The organism is Paenibacillus sp. HWE-109 (assembly GCF_022163125.1).
In the GTDB taxonomy this organism is placed as follows: Bacteria; Bacillota; Bacilli; order Paenibacillales; family NBRC-103111; genus Paenibacillus_E.
Genome location: NZ_CP091881.1, coordinates 6,101,025 through 6,117,896 on the forward strand (window position 1 = coordinate 6,101,025; position 16,872 = coordinate 6,117,896).

Annotated in this window: 29 protein-coding genes; all 29 read right to left on the minus strand. The window is 43.5% G+C overall.

Annotated elements, in window-relative coordinates; genetic code table 11:
• Window positions 1-17 precede the first annotated feature (17 nt).
• The 29 genes from LOZ80_RS25985 to LOZ80_RS26115 all read right to left on the minus strand — a co-directional run bounded on the left by LOZ80_RS25985 (window position 18) and on the right by LOZ80_RS26115 (window position 16,336).
• Window positions 18-254, minus strand: a complete 237-nt coding sequence (locus LOZ80_RS25985; RefSeq protein WP_238167385.1) for a hypothetical protein — start codon at window positions 252-254, stop codon at window positions 18-20.
• Complete coding sequence (terL, locus tag LOZ80_RS25990; protein ID WP_238167386.1) at window positions 248-1,765, minus strand: phage terminase large subunit; 1,518 nt, start codon at window positions 1,763-1,765, stop codon at window positions 248-250. The genes LOZ80_RS25985 and terL overlap by 7 nt, the downstream gene beginning before the upstream one ends.
• The gene (locus LOZ80_RS25995) at window positions 1,719-2,282 is read right to left on the minus strand and encodes a hypothetical protein (RefSeq protein WP_238167387.1); all 564 of its coding nucleotides are present in this window, start codon (window positions 2,280-2,282) and stop codon (window positions 1,719-1,721) included. Before LOZ80_RS25995 ends, terL begins: the two co-directional genes overlap by 47 nt.
• A 367-nt stretch (window positions 2,283-2,649) precedes the next feature.
• On the minus strand, window positions 2,650-3,108 hold the full coding sequence (locus tag LOZ80_RS26000; protein ID WP_238167388.1) for a sigma-70 family RNA polymerase sigma factor: 459 nt from the start codon (window positions 3,106-3,108) through the stop codon (window positions 2,650-2,652).
• On the minus strand, window positions 3,105-3,326 hold the full coding sequence (locus LOZ80_RS26005; protein ID WP_238167389.1) for a hypothetical protein: 222 nt from the start codon (window positions 3,324-3,326) through the stop codon (window positions 3,105-3,107). Before LOZ80_RS26005 ends, LOZ80_RS26000 begins: the two co-directional genes overlap by 4 nt.
• A 423-nt stretch (window positions 3,327-3,749) precedes the next feature.
• Window positions 3,750-3,956: a hypothetical protein gene (locus LOZ80_RS26010; RefSeq protein ID WP_238167390.1), complete on the minus strand. Its 207-nt coding sequence runs from the start codon at window positions 3,954-3,956 to the stop codon at window positions 3,750-3,752.
• Entirely contained in the window at window positions 3,956-4,963 is a 1,008-nt protein-coding gene (locus LOZ80_RS26015) for a hypothetical protein (RefSeq protein ID WP_238167391.1), read from the minus strand. The genes LOZ80_RS26010 and LOZ80_RS26015 overlap by 1 nt, the downstream gene beginning before the upstream one ends.
• A 123-nt stretch (window positions 4,964-5,086) precedes the next feature.
• Window positions 5,087-5,275, minus strand: a complete 189-nt coding sequence (locus LOZ80_RS26020) for a hypothetical protein (RefSeq protein WP_238167392.1) — start codon at window positions 5,273-5,275, stop codon at window positions 5,087-5,089.
• Window positions 5,276-5,413: 138 nt separating this feature from the next.
• On the minus strand, window positions 5,414-5,815 hold the full coding sequence (locus LOZ80_RS26025) for a RusA family crossover junction endodeoxyribonuclease (protein WP_238167393.1): 402 nt from the start codon (window positions 5,813-5,815) through the stop codon (window positions 5,414-5,416).
• Window positions 5,815-5,943 (minus strand): hypothetical protein, encoded by a 129-nt coding sequence (locus tag LOZ80_RS39220; RefSeq protein ID WP_283214703.1) that lies wholly within the window; start codon window positions 5,941-5,943, stop codon window positions 5,815-5,817. Before LOZ80_RS39220 ends, LOZ80_RS26025 begins: the two co-directional genes overlap by 1 nt.
• A complete protein-coding gene (locus tag LOZ80_RS26030) occupies window positions 5,940-6,137 on the minus strand; it encodes a hypothetical protein (protein WP_238167394.1) in 198 nt (65 codons plus the stop codon). Before LOZ80_RS26030 ends, LOZ80_RS39220 begins: the two co-directional genes overlap by 4 nt.
• A 146-nt stretch (window positions 6,138-6,283) precedes the next feature.
• Window positions 6,284-7,570, minus strand: a complete 1,287-nt coding sequence (locus tag LOZ80_RS26035; RefSeq protein WP_238167395.1) for a replicative DNA helicase — start codon at window positions 7,568-7,570, stop codon at window positions 6,284-6,286.
• Window positions 7,563-8,411, minus strand: coding sequence for a phage replisome organizer N-terminal domain-containing protein (locus LOZ80_RS26040; RefSeq protein ID WP_238167396.1), 849 nt, complete (start codon window positions 8,409-8,411; stop codon window positions 7,563-7,565). The genes LOZ80_RS26035 and LOZ80_RS26040 overlap by 8 nt, the downstream gene beginning before the upstream one ends.
• Complete coding sequence (locus LOZ80_RS26045) at window positions 8,399-8,953, minus strand: phage replisome organizer N-terminal domain-containing protein (RefSeq protein ID WP_238167397.1); 555 nt, start codon at window positions 8,951-8,953, stop codon at window positions 8,399-8,401. Before LOZ80_RS26045 ends, LOZ80_RS26040 begins: the two co-directional genes overlap by 13 nt.
• A 678-nt stretch (window positions 8,954-9,631) precedes the next feature.
• Window positions 9,632-9,865, minus strand: coding sequence for a Lar family restriction alleviation protein (locus LOZ80_RS39575; protein ID WP_443147083.1), 234 nt, complete (start codon window positions 9,863-9,865; stop codon window positions 9,632-9,634).
• Window positions 9,866-9,933: 68 nt separating this feature from the next.
• Window positions 9,934-10,326, minus strand: coding sequence for a hypothetical protein (locus tag LOZ80_RS26050; protein ID WP_238167398.1), 393 nt, complete (start codon window positions 10,324-10,326; stop codon window positions 9,934-9,936).
• A gap of 181 nt (window positions 10,327-10,507) precedes the next feature.
• Entirely contained in the window at window positions 10,508-10,825 is a 318-nt protein-coding gene (locus LOZ80_RS26055) for a hypothetical protein (protein ID WP_238167399.1), read from the minus strand.
• A gap of 29 nt (window positions 10,826-10,854) precedes the next feature.
• Window positions 10,855-11,121 carry a DUF1292 domain-containing protein gene (locus LOZ80_RS26060; protein WP_238167400.1) on the minus strand — a complete coding sequence of 89 codons (267 nt, stop codon included), beginning with the start codon at window positions 11,119-11,121 and terminating at the stop codon, window positions 10,855-10,857.
• 39 nt (window positions 11,122-11,160) lie between these two features.
• Complete coding sequence (locus LOZ80_RS26065) at window positions 11,161-12,111, minus strand: hypothetical protein (RefSeq protein WP_238167401.1); 951 nt, start codon at window positions 12,109-12,111, stop codon at window positions 11,161-11,163.
• Window positions 12,112-12,120: 9 nt separating this feature from the next.
• Window positions 12,121-12,663, minus strand: a complete 543-nt coding sequence (locus LOZ80_RS26070) for a site-specific integrase (RefSeq protein WP_238173119.1) — start codon at window positions 12,661-12,663, stop codon at window positions 12,121-12,123.
• A gap of 38 nt (window positions 12,664-12,701) precedes the next feature.
• Window positions 12,702-12,863, minus strand: coding sequence for a hypothetical protein (locus LOZ80_RS26075; RefSeq protein ID WP_238167402.1), 162 nt, complete (start codon window positions 12,861-12,863; stop codon window positions 12,702-12,704).
• Between the two features lie 13 nt (window positions 12,864-12,876).
• Entirely contained in the window at window positions 12,877-13,206 is a 330-nt protein-coding gene (locus LOZ80_RS26080) for a hypothetical protein (protein WP_238167403.1), read from the minus strand.
• Between the two features lie 14 nt (window positions 13,207-13,220).
• Window positions 13,221-14,009, minus strand: a complete 789-nt coding sequence (locus LOZ80_RS26085) for a PD-(D/E)XK nuclease-like domain-containing protein (RefSeq protein ID WP_238167404.1) — start codon at window positions 14,007-14,009, stop codon at window positions 13,221-13,223.
• Window positions 13,975-14,865: a hypothetical protein gene (locus tag LOZ80_RS26090; protein ID WP_238167405.1), complete on the minus strand. Its 891-nt coding sequence runs from the start codon at window positions 14,863-14,865 to the stop codon at window positions 13,975-13,977. Before LOZ80_RS26090 ends, LOZ80_RS26085 begins: the two co-directional genes overlap by 35 nt.
• 166 nt (window positions 14,866-15,031) lie before the next feature.
• Entirely contained in the window at window positions 15,032-15,211 is a 180-nt protein-coding gene (locus tag LOZ80_RS26095; RefSeq protein ID WP_238167406.1) for a hypothetical protein, read from the minus strand.
• 202 nt (window positions 15,212-15,413) lie between these two features.
• Window positions 15,414-15,674, minus strand: a complete 261-nt coding sequence (locus LOZ80_RS26100; protein WP_238167407.1) for a hypothetical protein — start codon at window positions 15,672-15,674, stop codon at window positions 15,414-15,416.
• Window positions 15,671-15,841, minus strand: coding sequence for a hypothetical protein (locus tag LOZ80_RS26105; RefSeq protein WP_238167408.1), 171 nt, complete (start codon window positions 15,839-15,841; stop codon window positions 15,671-15,673). The genes LOZ80_RS26100 and LOZ80_RS26105 overlap by 4 nt, the downstream gene beginning before the upstream one ends.
• Window positions 15,838-16,182, minus strand: coding sequence for a DUF1642 domain-containing protein (locus LOZ80_RS26110; RefSeq protein WP_238167409.1), 345 nt, complete (start codon window positions 16,180-16,182; stop codon window positions 15,838-15,840). The genes LOZ80_RS26105 and LOZ80_RS26110 overlap by 4 nt, the downstream gene beginning before the upstream one ends.
• Window positions 16,157-16,336 (minus strand): hypothetical protein, encoded by a 180-nt coding sequence (locus LOZ80_RS26115; RefSeq protein ID WP_238167410.1) that lies wholly within the window; start codon window positions 16,334-16,336, stop codon window positions 16,157-16,159. The genes LOZ80_RS26110 and LOZ80_RS26115 overlap by 26 nt, the downstream gene beginning before the upstream one ends.
• Between the last annotated feature and the right edge of the window lie 536 nt (window positions 16,337-16,872).

Here is a 16,872-nt window from a genome sequence, read left to right on the forward strand (position 1 = left end):
TTGTTGCGTCCACTTACTCACCTACTTTCTGGCTTAGGACCATTGACCCATTCATCTAAAATGCTGCTATCCAATGTAATCGGCTGTTTAGGTGCGCTCTCAAATGGATTGATTTTCGGCTGCTCCATCGTTGGCAACTGCTGTTGCTTCGTCTCAATCTGCCATCGTAACCCGAGTTGCACGGCCTTTAACGTGAAATAACCCATTACCACAGCGGTAAGGGGGATGCATAAAGCTAGTATGACGTTTACCAATTCATGAAACCTCCTTCGCTTGGTTCATCAGATCTGAATGCAAACGGCAATGGTTTAGCCTCTTTTTCAGGGAAATCACCGCTAAAATAAATAAAACGATGGAGCGCTTGGCTCATCGCATCGACTTGATCATCATTTTTACCATTTGGGAAGCTTGCTGCCTCTTCTACAAAGTCATGAACCCACTCGGCATTACGTGGTAAGAACGTATTACCAGACTCGATATAAGCTGATACCGCATTCACCCGCGATACTTTACCACCCTCAGGGTTGATACCGATGATCCCTGGTATCTCTCGTTGCAACGTTGCTATGATCGCAGATCCATTCGCTTTATCCTCTACTAGCTTCCAAGATGCGTCTGGATGCTTCTTGACCACATTTCGGATCGTCTGCACCGTAGCAGGGAAATTCATCTTCGCTCTCACCTGATCCAGTAGATACATGTCAGCACGATTCTTGCCCCAAACTTGAATAACTACGTAATCACTTTCCTTTTCATCCTTAAACGTTGCGTCAATACTGATTAGTTTAGAAGCAACTGGCGGCGTAGCATCGTAGTACTTCCACCAATCACGCTTGAGCATATTTCCTTCTTGGCTTGTTGGCCTGCCTTGAAACAAAGCGTTGAATGATGTCGGGTAAGCTTTGCGTTCCTCAATAAACTCGTGACCATACCGATCAGGCCATAGCGGTTCACCAAGCTCTCTGGCAAGTGGATTCCCTTCCTTCTCGATATGCGTCTCATCGCACTCAAGCGGTAAGTTAGTGACTACCCACGGCAGCGGCTTCCCATGCATCGGATCGAGAAGCCGGCCCCATAAGTCATCCTCGTGCCAGCGAGTATTAATCAATATGACAATCGCCCCAGGATGGATGCGAGTAGATATAGAATCTTTCCACTCCTCAAACATCTTGTTACGGTACGTCTCACTGTTTGCTTCCTCGCGGTTTTTGATGGGGTCATCGATGATAACACAATCGCCCCAGGATGAACCTGTTATACCGGACATAATCCCTCTGGAGATCATGCCACCTCGCGTCTTCTTGCCATCAATGGACACTGACCATTCGTCTTTAGCCCTAGTGTCAGCAGCTACATTAATGCCGAATAAGTCTTTACCGTACTCCTCAACCTTGTCTTTATTTTTGCTGCCGAACTTCTCGGCAAATCCGCTATTGTAACTCACCTCGATCACTCCCTCATTGGGGAAGTGTCCAAGGAAATAGCTGGGGAACGTCTCAGTAATGTGCATTGACTTACCATGCTGTGGTGGTACCGATAACATGAAGTATTGTGTCTTCACCGGTATCTGTTCGGATAGCATGCGTTTGCGCCTATTCACTGCATCATCCAACAATCGGCATATATATTCACCATGCCTTGTATATCCATACATCGAGCCATGTGTATACTTCACATACTCGTAGTAATCATTCGCTGCGTTATGCTTCTCCTCGATCTCAAGAAGCGCTATGAGTTCCATTTCCTCGGCGGCGGTTAAGCTCATCTATCCTCGCCCTCCGTTCGTCTGGAGATAGTCCAGTTATGTCTTGTGTAGTGTTGTCGAGTCCACCACTCACGCCGAGTTGACCAGTCTTTCCACCAGTCATGAGTGCGTGCTTATCATACATAGTCCCTATGAAGGTAGATATCTGTCCTAGCGGAACAGTCGAAAGATTAGTAATTGCATTTTGCAACTCCTGAGCTTTCTTGAAATCCAACTCAGAATCTCCAATAGCATCGGATAATTCATCAAGCTTGTCAGACGCTTCAAGAGCTAATTGAATCTTCTTATCCGCCAATCCTAAAGCCAAATCCATGCTGTTCCATAAACGGTCAATAAACTGCGTTCTTTTATGTTCTCGCAAACTCTCAAGGTTGTCTGGTTCTTCCTTGCTCACCTTGTCTACAGTCGCCCATGATACACCTATTTGTTTGGCTACCGCATTTTTCGCCATACCGGTTGCCAGCAACCCTTTTATCTGCTCTTTGGTATTGTCGTCAATGCTAACTCCTGTAGCCATATCATTCACCATCCTCATCCCTGTAATAAACGCTCCAGAACCAATGCCACCATACGAAAAAAGGAACCGAGAACCAACATAGCGCATTGAGTGCGTCTATCATGGTACTCACTTCCTTATACGGTTTTTCACTATTACGATGTACCCTCGTTATGCCACTTCAACCGTAAGCGGCGAATCAATCTGTTATTTACCCTCCACGCAGGAATTGAACCCACTCCCGCGGATTTATCCACTGTGCTACGGTTACACCATATGGAGTATAACAAGAGAGTTGTAACGCACGACTGCGCACATAGCTATCATTACGTTAGCAACATTCTCTCGATACTATTACTATACTACAGGTAAGGGTGAGAAAAAGATGCTAAAAAGTGCTAACTTTGCCCATTTCATGTGACTCGATCTCTGGCATTTGCGTGAATCTTAGCGCATCCGTCAAATATTTCAGTGCCATTCGGTGAGCCTTTTTGATGGTGTCAATGCTATATCCCTTGCGCTCAGCGATCTGTTTAAGCGTCATATCATGCATCCACTTGAGTTTAATTACCGACTGTTGCTCGTCTGAGAGAATTCCGATAGCTCCCTCAATCTCGACGACAGCAGCTTTATATCGCATATAATCAATTTTGTCCTTCATACTCGTCACACCCATATCAGCAGGCTTGCCCACAAGAGCGAAGAATCGTTCCGGTGCTCCTGATCCTCCTGGCATACCACTATAATTGGAAATTCCAGCTGTTGGAACTGGTTTATGCTTCTCGTACACGTTTACCGCAAACTTATACGACTGGTATTTCTTCAGCATCTCGGTTACCTTGCTCATTCGTCCATCACCCCGTATCTATGAGCGTATTTCATCAACTGTTCATGTATCCTCTTCTTTTCATGATAGAGTACTTCCACCATAGAGATTAGTACATATTCAAAAGATACATCGCCTGCTTTATATATGTTCATCAATGCATTTACAGTAGTGTCATGTAGTGCAATCTCGTTTAACCGCTCAAGCTTTCTTTCTTGATCTGCATGATACTTACTCATTACATTCCCCTCACTCACCTAAGTTAGTCCATCAATGATTCTTTTGGCCACTTCTCCGACACACACTTCGCATATATGGATCTTGTGTTCATGTATTCCTAACAGGAACATAGCCTGCTTACCACAAGCGCATAATTGACCTGTGCTGCCAGGAGGGTCCACGATGTATATGTTTGTTGCTCTATTCATAGTGTTACTCCCTTATCCTAAAATACCTCGATACGGCCCACGTTCCACTGGGGTTATTCGGTCGATTCGATGCCCTTCGGCCAATTTAGGTCTTTTTGTTGTATATCCGCACTCCGGTGATGCTCCCGAATATTACACCCAAATACATAAACATTCCAAGCCATCTCCAAAAGCTAGAGAAGATGAATTCTATGATTTGAAACATTGTCTCATCCCCTTATATACAGGCGCCCACTAGGACGCCAGCTTTTCTTTTACTTTGCAATCTAACCTCATAGTGTCTTCGTCATAATCCGTAAGTGTGTATTCTACTTCGTCCAAAGGATGCCCCACAGTTGCTTCAAGGTGAGTCTTAGCTAGACTCTTAACCTCGTCTAATAATACAGGATCTTTCTCCAAGTCAACTTTACTAATCCGTGTCCAGATCGCGTTTTCTTCCATTACGCCACCTTACCTTTCACATATCCAAACACATGAGCCTCTAACGCGCTGAGTCTTTCTTCAACCGTTTGGCCTTGTCCACTAGATTCTGGTGTTGGAACAACCAACGGAATTTCTCCTGAAATGATTGGTGCTTCGGCACTGGGAACTGTCGGAAAAGTTTCCTCCGGTGTTACGCTATCTTGAGAATCCGCAACAACCACTTCGGTAACAACTTGCTCAGGCCGGGGTCCCACCTGAACGTTGTATCTGCCAAGCTCTAGCCTTTTGATGATCAGTTCAGTTCCGTCTTCACCCACACCTTTGTACTCGGTTTTCTTGAGCTCATCAACCCACTCTAGATTCCATACTTTAGGTTTTAATGCGAGCTCCTTCGCGCGTTCTTCACGAATTGCGTCACCTGCATCCAGGTTGCTCGCTCCGATATCAATAACTTTATGCGGATATAGCAGCGGTGCTTTGTTAGCAGTTTCGATCAATTCCATCTCGCGCTCTTTCAAGCGAGCGACTTCGGCTTGTAGTTCCTTAATCAGCTCTCCAGCGTTCTCGAATCGCTTTGCAAAATCATTACGTTCAATTTCAGCCTGCCCTTTGGCTTTGATTAATTCTTTGTTTTGTTCAGTGGCGTCATCAACATCCTTGCGTAATTCACGGATTTGACAATCTCTTTCTTCCTGTAGTCCCATGTAGTAATTGTGGAGCTGCTCTCTCAAATCATCGAGATGACCTTGAATGCGATCGTTTAAAATTTGTGTCCCATAAATATCATTATAGTCAACGTTGAAATCATACTGACGAGGAATTGCAATGTTCGATGCGTCAATGGTTGCATTTTGTTGTTGGATCTGTGCTGATTTAAGATTATCTTCCTCGATCATGATGTCATGCAGCAACTTTTCCTCTTGCTTCTCCAGTGACGAAATGAGCTCCAAATTCTTATCGACAGCCTTGCTTTTTTCCTCCGCAAGTTGGTTCTGAACGCTTGTAAGTTGATCCCGTAAATTCATGTATTCATCCTCCTGAGATTAAATTCGTCCAAATTACCTTATTAGACTAATTATAGCACACTTTTACTCGTATTAACACGATATATTGATACTTTTTCTCTCATTTACTCAACATTTAGTATTCTAGTCACCGACTGCTTTACGCCTATTCGGGAACGCGATATCGACACTCGACGTGCTCGCATTTTGGTGGAATCCGATCGCAGGAGTCGACTGCTGTTTCTGCTCCAATTTCTCCAAGCGCTGTGTTAAATCAATTATGATCGCCTTAGCAATTGGATCTTGAATCTTTGCTAGTGCTGGTATGTTCATTTCTACCACCCCCTACGACCGATTTAAAGGCATCTGTGAGCTTCATGGATTCTCGGATGATATTTGGGTCGTCGGATACTATAAACACTCCTGTATGACGTCCTGAGACGCTCTGAACGGTACTGATGTATGTTTGGTTCATGATATGACCTCCACGATCTCTATTTCCACTCTTGGATTCTTCTTGTCCACTTCGTAATCCATAATGCGTGGTAACGCGTAACGATCATTTGTATAGATCTGCGCTGCCTCCAGACAATCAAGAAGCAACTTTAACGTATTGTGCGTGTCTCGCTTTTTATTGTCCGGCCAGAAGTACCAGAGATTAACGATCACTTTGCCGTCCGGCGGCTTCCATTTGTTTTTAGTCCGCCATGCTTTCGCTAGCAATATAGCCAAGTTTTGATAATGCTCAGCATCCCTCGAAAGGACTTTAATTCTCCGCATGGCAGCTTGACCTTTTTTGTTGGTGTAGCGTATCGCTCTGTTCTCGTACATGTGATTAACACTAGGTGCCGTGCCTGGGATTACAATTTTCATCACATCACCTCTTTCACATCAATATTCGCGAATGTGTACTTGAGCTTCTTCAAATGTTGCTCTGCCACGTCTCTGTCTGGTACTGGCGGCGTGAGTCTGCGTGACTTGTAGTAGACGGCCCATTTCATGCGATGTCCGGACCTCCTTTGTACGATCGGTTCAATATCTTCTCCAGCGCATGGTCTGGTCTTGCTGGTAATCCGCGCTTCCATTCCGCTAACTCTATGGGATTCATGAATGAACTAGTTACCTCGCCATTCGCTGTTCCCTTGGTTTCAATCCCTTTTGGCATGCTGTAGCGGTATACTGGTTTCTTTTTCAAGTTAATTCCTCCCCAATAGTTCGAATTTTCTGATCATTTCAGACAGTACCATCCTGTGTTTCCACCGTTTCAACGGGTCCGTCTCTTGTTGCATCATTTCCTCGATGTGTGCGAACGTCTTTAACAACGCGTCCATTTCACCACTCCTAGAAATAGTTATTTGTGATTGTTTGATACACTTTGTCGTATTTCAGCTTCACCAGTCCGGTCGGTCCGTTCCGCTGTTTAGCTAGATTGACCTCAAGTATTCCTGGTTCTGCGGTATCGGGGTTGTAGTATTCATCGCGATAAAGAAGTATTATGCCATCTGCTACAGCTGCAATTGCTGCGCTACCTGTTAAGTCGGATATGATTGGCCGTTTCTGCTGCCTTGCGTCAATGTCCTGCTTGAGCTGCGACAGTCCAAGTACGAAGCAGTCACACTCTTTAGCCGCAATTCGGATCTTTTGGCACACACGGTGCAGTGCGGATCCGGTATTGTCGTTCTTTTCAGAGGGCTCCATGATTTCTTGAAGATAGTCGATGATGACCATGTCCAATCCTTCTTGACGCTTCATTCGCCGCATCTCGCTTGCTATATAATCAGCGGTGACGCCTCGTTGATCATTGATAGTAATTCCGGAAATAATGCCCATTGCTATGCCGATGTTGTCTCGTTTTTCCAGTGGCACCCTACCTGTCCGCAAATCTTGTAGCGGAATCTGACACATGCTTGCTACGAACCGGTTGTATATCTGCCCTTTGTTCATTTCCAGGCTGAACATAGCAACCTTTAGCCCTTTCTTTGCTGCATTACCTGCGAGCTCATTGGCGACAGCTGATTTTCCCATACTCGTCCGAGCTCCGAGTACAAAGAAGTCAGCGCGTTGAAAGCCAAGTGTGAGTGCATCTAGCCCAGTGTAACCAGTCATCATGCCATATGCTCGAGTGGGATCGGCCATCTTGAGCTCCAAATCCTCGTACCAGTCCACCAGTCCGTCGATTCTACTCTCTTTTTCCAGCGATTTCGGCCGGATCGCCAGCGCCTTCTGTTCAAACTCATTCAAAATTTCCTCGAAGTCCGTTTCAACCGGATCACTCACAATACCTTTGTATGTTTCAAGCAGGTGATTGAACTTGCGACGGGCATCAAACTCTAGGAATTTACTCAACGTGTAGTTGAATTGGTTCACCGATGGTACGGAACCCATCATTTCTGATAGGTATCCGATTCCACCAACTTTGTGAATTTGATTGCTAAAGTGGATCGCTACGTTGTTTAAGGTTGCTTCTATGTTCCGGTCGTTTAGCTTCTGCAGCATGACGAATATGTTTTTGTGCATGGCACTCATGAACATGTCTGCATTCGTGACCGTTACTGTGTCCCTCACCAGTGTTGGATCAAGCAATAACGTACCCAGTACCTGAGACTCAATAATTTCTGTATCAAACATCTCCGTTGGCCGCCCTCACTCTCGCCATTAAATCAGCATCAGGAATAAATTCTTTTGGAGCAGCTACAGGCTGCTGCTTGGTTTGAATGGACACAACCTTTTTTCTTTCCTCATCATGGCGTCTTTTGGATTCCGCCCTGGTGTATATGCCTTCTTTAATCCAGCGATCAGAAATTGATTTTAGATAATTCATACTTGGCACGCCTCGGCTGCTTTCGCCAGCTTCCAACATCAATTCTTGAATGAATATCTCGGTGTAACCAAGTTTTAATAGGTCAGTCACGAATTTTGTCATGTGTCCAGTCATGTTGAACGTTCCAAACACATCAGTATGAACATCGATGATCGTTTTCGTATATGCATCGGCTGTAGTAGTAGTATCTTTTTCTTTCTCTAGTTCTAAATCTACTTCTGTTTCGTCATGTGACGTCACGCTAACGTCACTTAGTAGTAATTGTTTGCGTTTTTCTCGATATTTAATGTTTCTAAGCCTTGTTTGTTCCCTTATTTTGTCCATTCCCTCGATGTTTTGATATTCATTCCAATTTTTGATATAGATAATTTCATCGAATACCTCAATCATCGAAAACCGTTCAAGAGTTATAAGTGCAAGATTAATCACAGATACATCAAAATCAAATTCTATCGCCAAATCCTCGGGTCTGAATGCTATTGCATCTGTTAAATATAGAGCCCCGCTTTTGTTGCACTCCCCTGCTTGCGCTAAGAGAAAAACCCATATTAATACGATGTTATTACCCTCTGGAAGCTTGCGTATCCGCTTAATTTTTTTGTTGCTTATCATGTCGGTATAGATTTTAATCCATCTTACGTCTGCCATAATTCACCGACTTCCCTAATTCGTACGTGCTCTTTACTGTGGCATTCCTCGCATAAAGTCAATCCATTTGATACTTCAAATCTGAGCTCTTTATAATCAGCAAATGATTTAATATGATGTGCGTTCAATTTATTCCCTTTTGTCCTACAATGTTGGCAAGTGTAATCATCTCTTTCGAATACAAGACTTCTCCAAGTGGTGTATTCTGCTGTAGTTCGGTAATGTTGGTTTGAAAGCCATGGAGCAATTACTTTAATTTCGTTATTATTTACCTCAAGCATTCCAAGCTTAGTAAGCTCCGAGATGGCAAGCGATATCATTTCTTTTGATTCTCCAATTACAATCGAAAGTATTTCGTCAATTGGCGTATCTAGATTCGCAAAAGTGGTATAAACATTTGTCGCTTTTCTTTTAACCTTTAAATATAGTTGAAACCATATCAAGAAAATTGCATCTCCATTTTCAAGGCTCAAGATATATTCGATTTTCTCGTTTTCAAACATATCTATTGTGATCTTAATCCACTTGATATCCGCTGCCACCTTGATTCCTCCTTTACTGAGTAACTAACAACTGACTTAACTCCATAGTGCCTTGTTTGTTCCAGTACGTTGCTGTCTCTTAACAACGATCTCTTTGCAGTTTGAGCATTTGAAGAAGTTCGAAAATGATTCCCGACCATCCGTATGCATCATGAATTTGAAGTCATGCACTTTACCGTCTGAACAATTTTCGCTTGGCTTGTCCTTAGCTAGTTTCATATCCTGTATCATTTGTTTAAAGTCATCCATGTCGATGCTCCTTTGTTTTTGCGGCTTGCCGCCCCCGCCCGACAGCATAGGCTTAGCCGTAGGCGGTGTCCGTGTAGGGTCTTGTAGGGTTATGAGTTTATGATGCCAACATACTTGAGAAGCTTCTTTCCGTACCTGTATGCCACGGGATAGTTCCAACTCCACCAGACTATCCACTTCGCTTCTTGATCGATCTCAGCGGCTTCTGAGGGGCTTAGACACTGCAACTCTCCTGATTCGTTTGGCTCTGTGTTCATTCCACTCTCCACTTCCCCTCACGTTCTGCCTTGGTCATACTCGTCGTGGAAGGCATAATGCACCAGTGTTTACCACAGGAGTATGGCGTTAGGTCTTTTACGTTGTAGCTATTACCCGTGTTAGATATGATGGATTGATTTAGGTTGGCTTTGAATAGTGATTCGCAGAAGTTCATTCTCCATCCTTCCCTTCCATTACAGGATCCGTCCGTTTATTCCACACACTCTCTGCAAATTTGTATGCCTCTTCTACATCTCCGTGTAATGTTGCTTGTGATATCTTCGCAGGGCATAGTTGACTTTTACATCCAACAGTTGCTAGATACCCTTTTCGGTAACGTTTATTTGTCTTGCGTTCTGCGTTACTTCCGCAAAATGGGCAATTTTTCAATTCCACAGTATTCACTCCTTCGTGTTTTGCAGCAAAGCTGCCATCGATCCCGACCGAACCACCCAGCGTTAGCGTTAGCCGGATCAGGTATTCCCTTGTATCTCTCCAGTTCCAAAACAACAGCTACATGTTTCATCAAAGGTTCTAGCAAATCCAGTGAACCCTGTTCCATTGCAACTTTGACATTTCTTCCCTTGTATTTGTTGGAGTAACGTACGTGCATAGTGGGCCGTTATTTCGTCTTCCGTCTGCTCTAAGATCCGTTTTAGCCCCTCTATAAGCTGCTTATTTTGCTGTTGGAGTGTGCGAATTTCCTTAACTAAGATGAGTATATTTCTGACCAACCTAGCACCAACGGCAATTATTTTCTTGCCGCTCTTTTCTCGCTTAGGATTACTAGATATAACATTATTTTTCATCCCTATCGCAATCTCTCGGATTTTAGACTCCGTCTTCTGTATCTGTTCTTCCGTCATAGGTATTCACTCTCCTCAATAATTAAAATGCTATACGGCTGCCGGCTGACGCCTAGGTATTGCTGTCGAGCGGGGGCCTGCGGCCGTATGCTTACTGTTTACCATTTCGAGGTCATGCTCGTTATGGTTAGTCGCTCCGTTATCATGACGAAGACCTTAAGATCATCAATATTCAAGGTGTTCATGCTTCCATTTCCTTGATTTTATCCTCATAGTGATTCCAATCATCTTCGTCGAAGCAATTTTTATAACTTGAGATATAATGACCTTGGTTTTCTATAATGTCGTTTAAGGTGACGGCAAGATATGTCTCTTTCATCACTACCTCTAACCCTTCCTCATCGAATACTCCACTCCCAACAATTCCAGTAAAACGACAAAGTTCATCAAATGGAATGAAAACTAGTGCGTAAACTGTTTTGTTTTTATCGAATTCACTTGTGTATAAATGCGTTTCATTTGTCTTTAGGAAATCATATAAATTTGCTTCAACTTCCACTTGAAAACCCTCCTCATACATCTCAATATTCAAACGGTGTTCATATTCTCAAAGCGTTCATGCACTGCAAAAAATTCAGTTTCGGACTCGATTTCGAATAGCCTGATAAATCCATTTACCTCCTCAAAACGGAATGGCACAGCCTTGCTCTCGGCTTCCTGTGCTAGAGGGAACCAACAAACAATGTACTTCCTGTTGCCCATTTCAAAAGCTGCTAGTATGTCCGCAACAGCAGCATCGCCGTTAGGCAAAACAACCTGCTTTATTAGAGGTTCATCCCCTTTGACCTTGATCATTTCAGCACCCCATGTCCTTTAGTATTCAGCGAATGTTCATCACTCATAACTGGCAAAACATCCGCAACCACCTATATCTTCCAGGTCTATCTGCAATCCTAAACCATTCTCCCAATCATCTCTGAGCTGTTCTAATGAGTAAGGAATTTTCTTGTATTTCGCTAACTTTTTACCTTCATCATTAATTTCATAATGAGAAAATATCGAATTAAATTGAACTGTGACATCCGAACGATCCAGGTAAGCCTGCATGTCTTTCTCTTTCTTTTCGTTGTACTTGTAGTAATCAGGATTGTCCTTAAGAAAGTTAATGAAATGCCCCTTTCCTGCCCTTACACAAAACCCACCGCAATTCGCATGTGCATATCCCTTTCGATACATGCGCTGCACTCTAGTACCGTTCTGTTGATCCTCAAGATGAATCTCATGCTTTGTCACATAAGGTTCTTCAGTGAGTGGAGCAACGACCGTGTAAGGCGCCCAGTGCTTTATAATGCCCTTCATCCGATGATCCTCTGACCAATCGATGCCAACATAAAGAATTACTTCATCTGGCTTATAATTATCGCGGATATATCTACCGGATAGTGCTTGTTTTAACTCATGGCTACATTGTGCTACCCTGCTGTTTCCGATCCAACGGTTATCCTTAAATACATCCCAAGGTGTGCGACCATCAATAAGCCATATAAAATTAGGTGCCTGCACCATTGTCGCTTTAGCGATCAAAGGCATAATCCTTTTCCGTTCTTCAATGTCTTCCTCTGACTTTATGTCCGGTATAGCTTCGACCATCATTAGTAATTCAGAATCAGCTGGAACTCCGTAAAGATGCAGTGCTGATTCGATCATATATCGATAAGTGTCTCGATCCTCTACCAAGGTATCAGTGAAAAGAAGGAACAACTCGGTTATGCCATTTTCTTTAGCAACTCGCTTAGCAGCCTGCTTTGATCCAGAACCACCTGAATACATTACGATATGCTTCAATTTCTCACCTCACAGATGGAATCCGCCTATTGCCTCGTCCATGATGTCCTGATTAATGCCTATATATCTAAGTGTGATGCTCGGCGCTGAATGGTTAAAGATCTCTTGTAGCAAAGCTACATCCTTGTACTTTTTGTAGAAGTGGTATCCAAACGTCTTTCGTAGTGTGTGAGTGCCGATTTCTACAAGTCCGACTTCCGCCGCCGCTTTGTTCAATATTCGGTAAGCCTGCACCCTGCCAATGTTCTGTTTGGTGCGATAACTTTTAAATAGTGGATCTTTATCGTGCATGCCTTTGGTGTAATCGTTGATTATTTCACGAAGATCAGAATTTATCGGGAACCGCTTTTTCTTTTGCGTCTTACCTTCCACGATTCGAATATGTGATTTGTTCCGGACGTCCTTGACATGCAGCTTCAGTAAGTCACCGATCCGCAGCCCTACGTTAATGCCCATAACTAAGAGGAACCAATCTCTATCCGAATAACCCTTTAATACCGTCTTCATTTGCTCCAACTTCTCTACACTTCTGATCGGCTGCACAACCTCTATGGCTCTCCACTCCTTCTCTATTTACGAACACTAGATATTCATTTTGTTTCCTGATGCCATTGGTGAAACTTTGAACCCAACTTATTTAATACCTCGGCTTCCTCTTCTTCTTCATTATTTGCACCCAACGTATCGACAGTCATTAAGACCTGATACAGAACTTTAACTTCAATATCAGATAAATAATATTGCTTTCCCATGTTTTCACCCTATTCATTTTGATACTTCATTCATTTCATCATGTTCTTTCCAATGCTCATCACATGCAGCATAGTAATGATTTTCGTCGCCCTCTATTGGATGCTCGTAAAATGTTGCATGCTTTTCACAAAGCCAACATGGCATAACTCCCTCAGCAACAGGATGGCGTACTGGAATATAATTGTTTTTGCCTGCCTCTAGCCCCGCTAGTAAACATCTCAAGCCAAAGTGTTCATCCATCAACTTCTCATATTCTTCGTCCGTTATGCCGCTAGATAGCTCTATTTCTATCGCAAACAGCCGGTTCGTGATCTCTAGCTGCTTTTGGAAATTTGCGTTCATGCTTCCTCCAGTAACTACCCAACCTGTAGGTCCAGGTAATGTGTGATGCCTTTTAGCTGCTTTGATTCCCGGCAAAATCTGCACTTCTCGCAGCGGTTCGGTTCTTCCATTCCGGTTTTGACCGACATGATACGAGGCATGTTTCCTGCTATTGTCTCTAGCTCTCGTTCAATGTCGTTGTCATCAAATCCAATTACCTCTTTATCCGGAACGTCTTCTTTGGAAACAGCCACGATCAGCGGCTTGTACCAGTTTTGCCGTTTAGAGAATCGCTTCTCAATTTCTGCGTATATAGCCATTTGAGTATCATATTTGTAAGCTTCAACGAATGAGACATACCCGCGATCATTGTCCCAATACTTGTCGTGAATGCTCTTAACAGTCTTGATGTCGGCGAACAGGCTACGTTCTGGTGCATATAAATCAAGTCGTATCTTCCATACAGCCCCAGCGAATCCAGCGGTCATGATGACCTCTTTCTGGCCTTGAAGGATGAACATACAGAACGGATCGGACTTTAAAACACGTATCATATCGTCAGCCTTTGCATAATCTGCGTATGGCTTCCCTTTTGCGTTGAAAATCTCAGTGGCATACTCTATTTTGTAAGTATCCAACGTTCCTTCGAATGCCGCGTGGACATAGGAGCCAACTCCGAAAACTGAGGGAGCCGACTCTTTCCAACCGTTTATCTTAGCCATCGCCTTGGACTCACACGCCAGAAAGTCCTTGTACTGGCTGTTGCTCATGTACTGCTTATTAGCCTCATCAGAGTGGTAATTCTGACTGGTTAGGATCAGCATTGTTACTGCCCTCCGTTTTCTTGAGATATTCGTCGAACCCTTCAATGATGTTCGATCCTGTAGACTCCGCAGATGACTTCTGAACGCCTTTAATCTCGAAGTAGTCCTCTCGTTTACCCATGCCATCACGAAGCGTTTTAAACACGTTTCTGAGCCTCACAAGGTCCTGTTCGCTGAATGCATCTGCTTTGCATCCAATAAACTTTTCTAGCATGGATTGATTTACTTGGTGCTCCTTTTCAAACATAACAATCATTGTTCTGATACGATCGGATAAAGGTTCTTTGTTACCACTAGCCATAGTCTGTTTGCACTTTTCTACAGCTGCGTCAATTACATCTCCTGGGATGACACCAAGGATACATGCTCTTAAGCGGCGAGCTCCATTGTTAGCTACCAGTTCGTAGATGTCACGGGGATCATCGAGTTTGCTAATTGATCCCTTAGCTTTGCGTTCATGTCTCACATCAAATATTTTTGTCTGCCGGACATTCGTTTCAAGGTCCCATGCATAGGACATAGCCTTAGATACGCCGGGCTTTTGTTCTAACTCGATAACTCCAAAGTCGATGTTTCCCCAGTTTTGTGCGACAACCTCAGCCAACCGAATCGACGGACCAGTAACCTTTTGACCACCACGCGGGAATTCGTAACATGCTTGCTCGGCCAAGATTTTGCGTTCGCAGGCTTTCATAATCCGATTGAACGCTGTAAATTCATCCCGCGGAAACTGTTTTGCAACAAACATCGCCATCTGAACTTCTTGCGCCTGGCGGCTGACCATCATTTCGGTTGTCGTGGATTTTTCCGTCTTGACTGGTTGCATATATGTGGAGAAATCTATCGCTGCTTCCATGTTAAAACCTCCGTTTTTATGGTATTATCGAAATAGAAACTTAACTTAGCGGTTGATTTTCGTTAGAGCTACTGTTGACGCAGCGGCTTTTTTCTTTCTCATCATCCTTGCGTGCTGTTTAAATGCTCGCCATACTCCTTTTTCGTCACTCCGCGACTTTGCTTCCCTAGCTAGTTCTAGGTAACTCACTGGCTTGACCATTCGCCTCGGCCTCCCGTCTTTTGATCTCAGTCTCCAACATGTGCTGCTCAGCGACATTTTCAACGAACACCAATTTGCGGCGCAGCTCATCCGTTGATTCAGTGTGGTAGTAGTGTTTTAGCCAGGCTAAGTTAGTATCGTTCATGTTATCAACTCCTCTTAGATCTAAGTAATTGAATGTTGTGGATCGAGACAATTTCAAGATTCTTATTTTCTTCTATGAATTTTTCTGCACATCTGATTCCTCGTCTACTACTCAAGAAGACTTCGGATTCAAATATTGACCGCCCAACACTTTTTTTCGGATTTGTAAGATATAAGATATTCATGCGACTTTCTAATCCTTCTCATGCGATCCTCTCCTCTACTGCAGTATGTAACTCCGCATTAAGTATCATTTGCTGATCAGGAAACTCATGTACACGACCGCGGTTAAGGTGAAGTTGTATGGCGTAGGCAATCTCCTCTAGCTGCTCATCAGTTGCTTGTATGCCGATCTCCGAGCCTGCAGATGTGAGTTTCAGGTATGCGGGTGTGTACGTTGTCTTGGGATCTACTTTGGCTTCAAAGCAGCCGGTTGTAACGTCTAAGGTCATGTCTGTTTTCATTTGGTATCAGCTCCTTCAACGATAAATTCCGCATCATCAATGGATTCAACATTTTCCAGATGACCTCTGTAATCCCAAGTAAATGTGCCTGTTTTAAAATCAATTGATGTAACATCTACGGGATCACTGTGATTTCGGAGAATTGCTTTTATTGTTAAACCTTTCATGCGTTTACCCCCTCGATTTTAATTCCTAGAATATCAATAGCCTCTTTAAGTCCTATAGCCATACCACGGTATTTTCGATCATCACTCGAAATGTAGCCGTCATATCTGAAGCGAATAATTTCTTCAGGCGTCTGAGGTTCTATTTCATATCCATTAACCAATGCGCAAGCAATTAAGTAAGGATTTTTTAGGTAGTAATCGTGAATAGTGCAAAGTTCTCCTGTAACTGGTTCATCTACCTCCCAACGCGCTATACAAGCCATAAGTGACGTAACTCCCATATACTTCATTTGATCGATTGCTTCCGCAACTTTCCTAGGCAACTTCACTTTGTCCGGCATGTTTAACTACCTCCATATGATTTTCAATTGTGCGGACCCACACACCGTCCGACTCTTCCTCTCCTGCCTCTTTCAGGTGGATTTCACACACCTCGCGCCACTTGTGTAAGTGAATCGCATGTGTCGCTTTCCTCGAGCACTCGTAGCAGTTCATGCTCACCCTCCTCTTCAAGGAACTTATTTATGTCGATTCCTAGATGCGTCAAAATGTCGTTGATATCTAGCTCGATCATTGGGGCTCCTTCGGCCAAAATGTATTGTCCAGTCTTGCTCCTGCATAACCAACATAGGTAAGTCGTATATCCAACTCCGTACCATCTGTGAATGTAAGTTCAACCATGTCAGAAGTTATTCTCGCTCGTAGGATAGTCTTACCATTTACATCGCTGTCTTCTGCTTCCTTGTGATGAATCACTTTTCTGCACCTCCCTTCGTACCTCGTTAATGTAAACTTTAGTAACCATCCGCGTTTACTTGTGGTATTATTTAGGACTGTGGGGATGGTTTATGCTCCTATATTCGAATGTTGGGATTCTTGTTCTAATTGACTTAGGAAAAGATCACGGTGAATCCTTAGCATTTCATTATCTTTACGTCCACCTGGCGGGTTCCACACTGGTCTATGAGGCTCTTTCATAATCTCGCTGGCTTTCGGGCGGCTGCAGGAGAATATTTGCATCACATGCTTAA

Bases quoted from the DNA above. Each gene is read 5' to 3' on its own strand.
- terL (WP_238167386.1), bottom strand. From the start codon at position 1,765: ATGAGCTTAACCGCCGCCGAGGAAATGGAACTCATAGCGCTTCTTGAG.
- LOZ80_RS25995 (WP_238167387.1), bottom strand. From the start codon at position 2,282: ATGGCTACAGGAGTTAGCATTGACGACAATACCAAAGAGCAGATAAAA.
- LOZ80_RS26000 (WP_238167388.1), bottom strand. From the start codon at position 3,108: ATGAGCAAGGTAACCGAGATGCTGAAGAAATACCAGTCGTATAAGTTT.
- LOZ80_RS26005 (WP_238167389.1), bottom strand. From the start codon at position 3,326: ATGAGTAAGTATCATGCAGATCAAGAAAGAAAGCTTGAGCGGTTAAAC.
- LOZ80_RS26010 (WP_238167390.1), bottom strand. From the start codon at position 3,956: ATGGAAGAAAACGCGATCTGGACACGGATTAGTAAAGTTGACTTGGAG.
- LOZ80_RS26015 (WP_238167391.1), bottom strand. From the start codon at position 4,963: ATGAATTTACGGGATCAACTTACAAGCGTTCAGAACCAACTTGCGGAG.
- LOZ80_RS26020 (WP_238167392.1), bottom strand. From the start codon at position 5,275: ATGAACATACCAGCACTAGCAAAGATTCAAGATCCAATTGCTAAGGCG.
- LOZ80_RS26025 (WP_238167393.1), bottom strand. From the start codon at position 5,815: ATGAAAATTGTAATCCCAGGCACGGCACCTAGTGTTAATCACATGTAC.
- LOZ80_RS39220 (WP_283214703.1), bottom strand. From the start codon at position 5,943: ATGAAATGGGCCGTCTACTACAAGTCACGCAGACTCACGCCGCCAGTA.
- LOZ80_RS26035 (WP_238167395.1), bottom strand. From the start codon at position 7,570: ATGTTTGATACAGAAATTATTGAGTCTCAGGTACTGGGTACGTTATTG.
- LOZ80_RS26040 (WP_238167396.1), bottom strand. From the start codon at position 8,411: ATGGCAGACGTAAGATGGATTAAAATCTATACCGACATGATAAGCAAC.
- LOZ80_RS26050 (WP_238167398.1), bottom strand. From the start codon at position 10,326: ATGACGGAAGAACAGATACAGAAGACGGAGTCTAAAATCCGAGAGATT.
- LOZ80_RS26060 (WP_238167400.1), bottom strand. From the start codon at position 11,121: ATGATCAAGGTCAAAGGGGATGAACCTCTAATAAAGCAGGTTGTTTTG.
- LOZ80_RS26075 (WP_238167402.1), bottom strand. From the start codon at position 12,863: ATGGGAAAGCAATATTATTTATCTGATATTGAAGTTAAAGTTCTGTAT.
- LOZ80_RS26080 (WP_238167403.1), bottom strand. From the start codon at position 13,206: ATGAACGCAAATTTCCAAAAGCAGCTAGAGATCACGAACCGGCTGTTT.
- LOZ80_RS26085 (WP_238167404.1), bottom strand. From the start codon at position 14,009: ATGCTGATCCTAACCAGTCAGAATTACCACTCTGATGAGGCTAATAAG.
- LOZ80_RS26090 (WP_238167405.1), bottom strand. From the start codon at position 14,865: ATGGAAGCAGCGATAGATTTCTCCACATATATGCAACCAGTCAAGACG.
- LOZ80_RS26095 (WP_238167406.1), bottom strand. From the start codon at position 15,211: ATGAACGATACTAACTTAGCCTGGCTAAAACACTACTACCACACTGAA.
- LOZ80_RS26100 (WP_238167407.1), bottom strand. From the start codon at position 15,674: ATGAAAACAGACATGACCTTAGACGTTACAACCGGCTGCTTTGAAGCC.
- LOZ80_RS26105 (WP_238167408.1), bottom strand. From the start codon at position 15,841: ATGAAAGGTTTAACAATAAAAGCAATTCTCCGAAATCACAGTGATCCC.
- LOZ80_RS26110 (WP_238167409.1), bottom strand. From the start codon at position 16,182: ATGCCGGACAAAGTGAAGTTGCCTAGGAAAGTTGCGGAAGCAATCGAT.
- LOZ80_RS26115 (WP_238167410.1), bottom strand. From the start codon at position 16,336: ATGAACTGCTACGAGTGCTCGAGGAAAGCGACACATGCGATTCACTTA.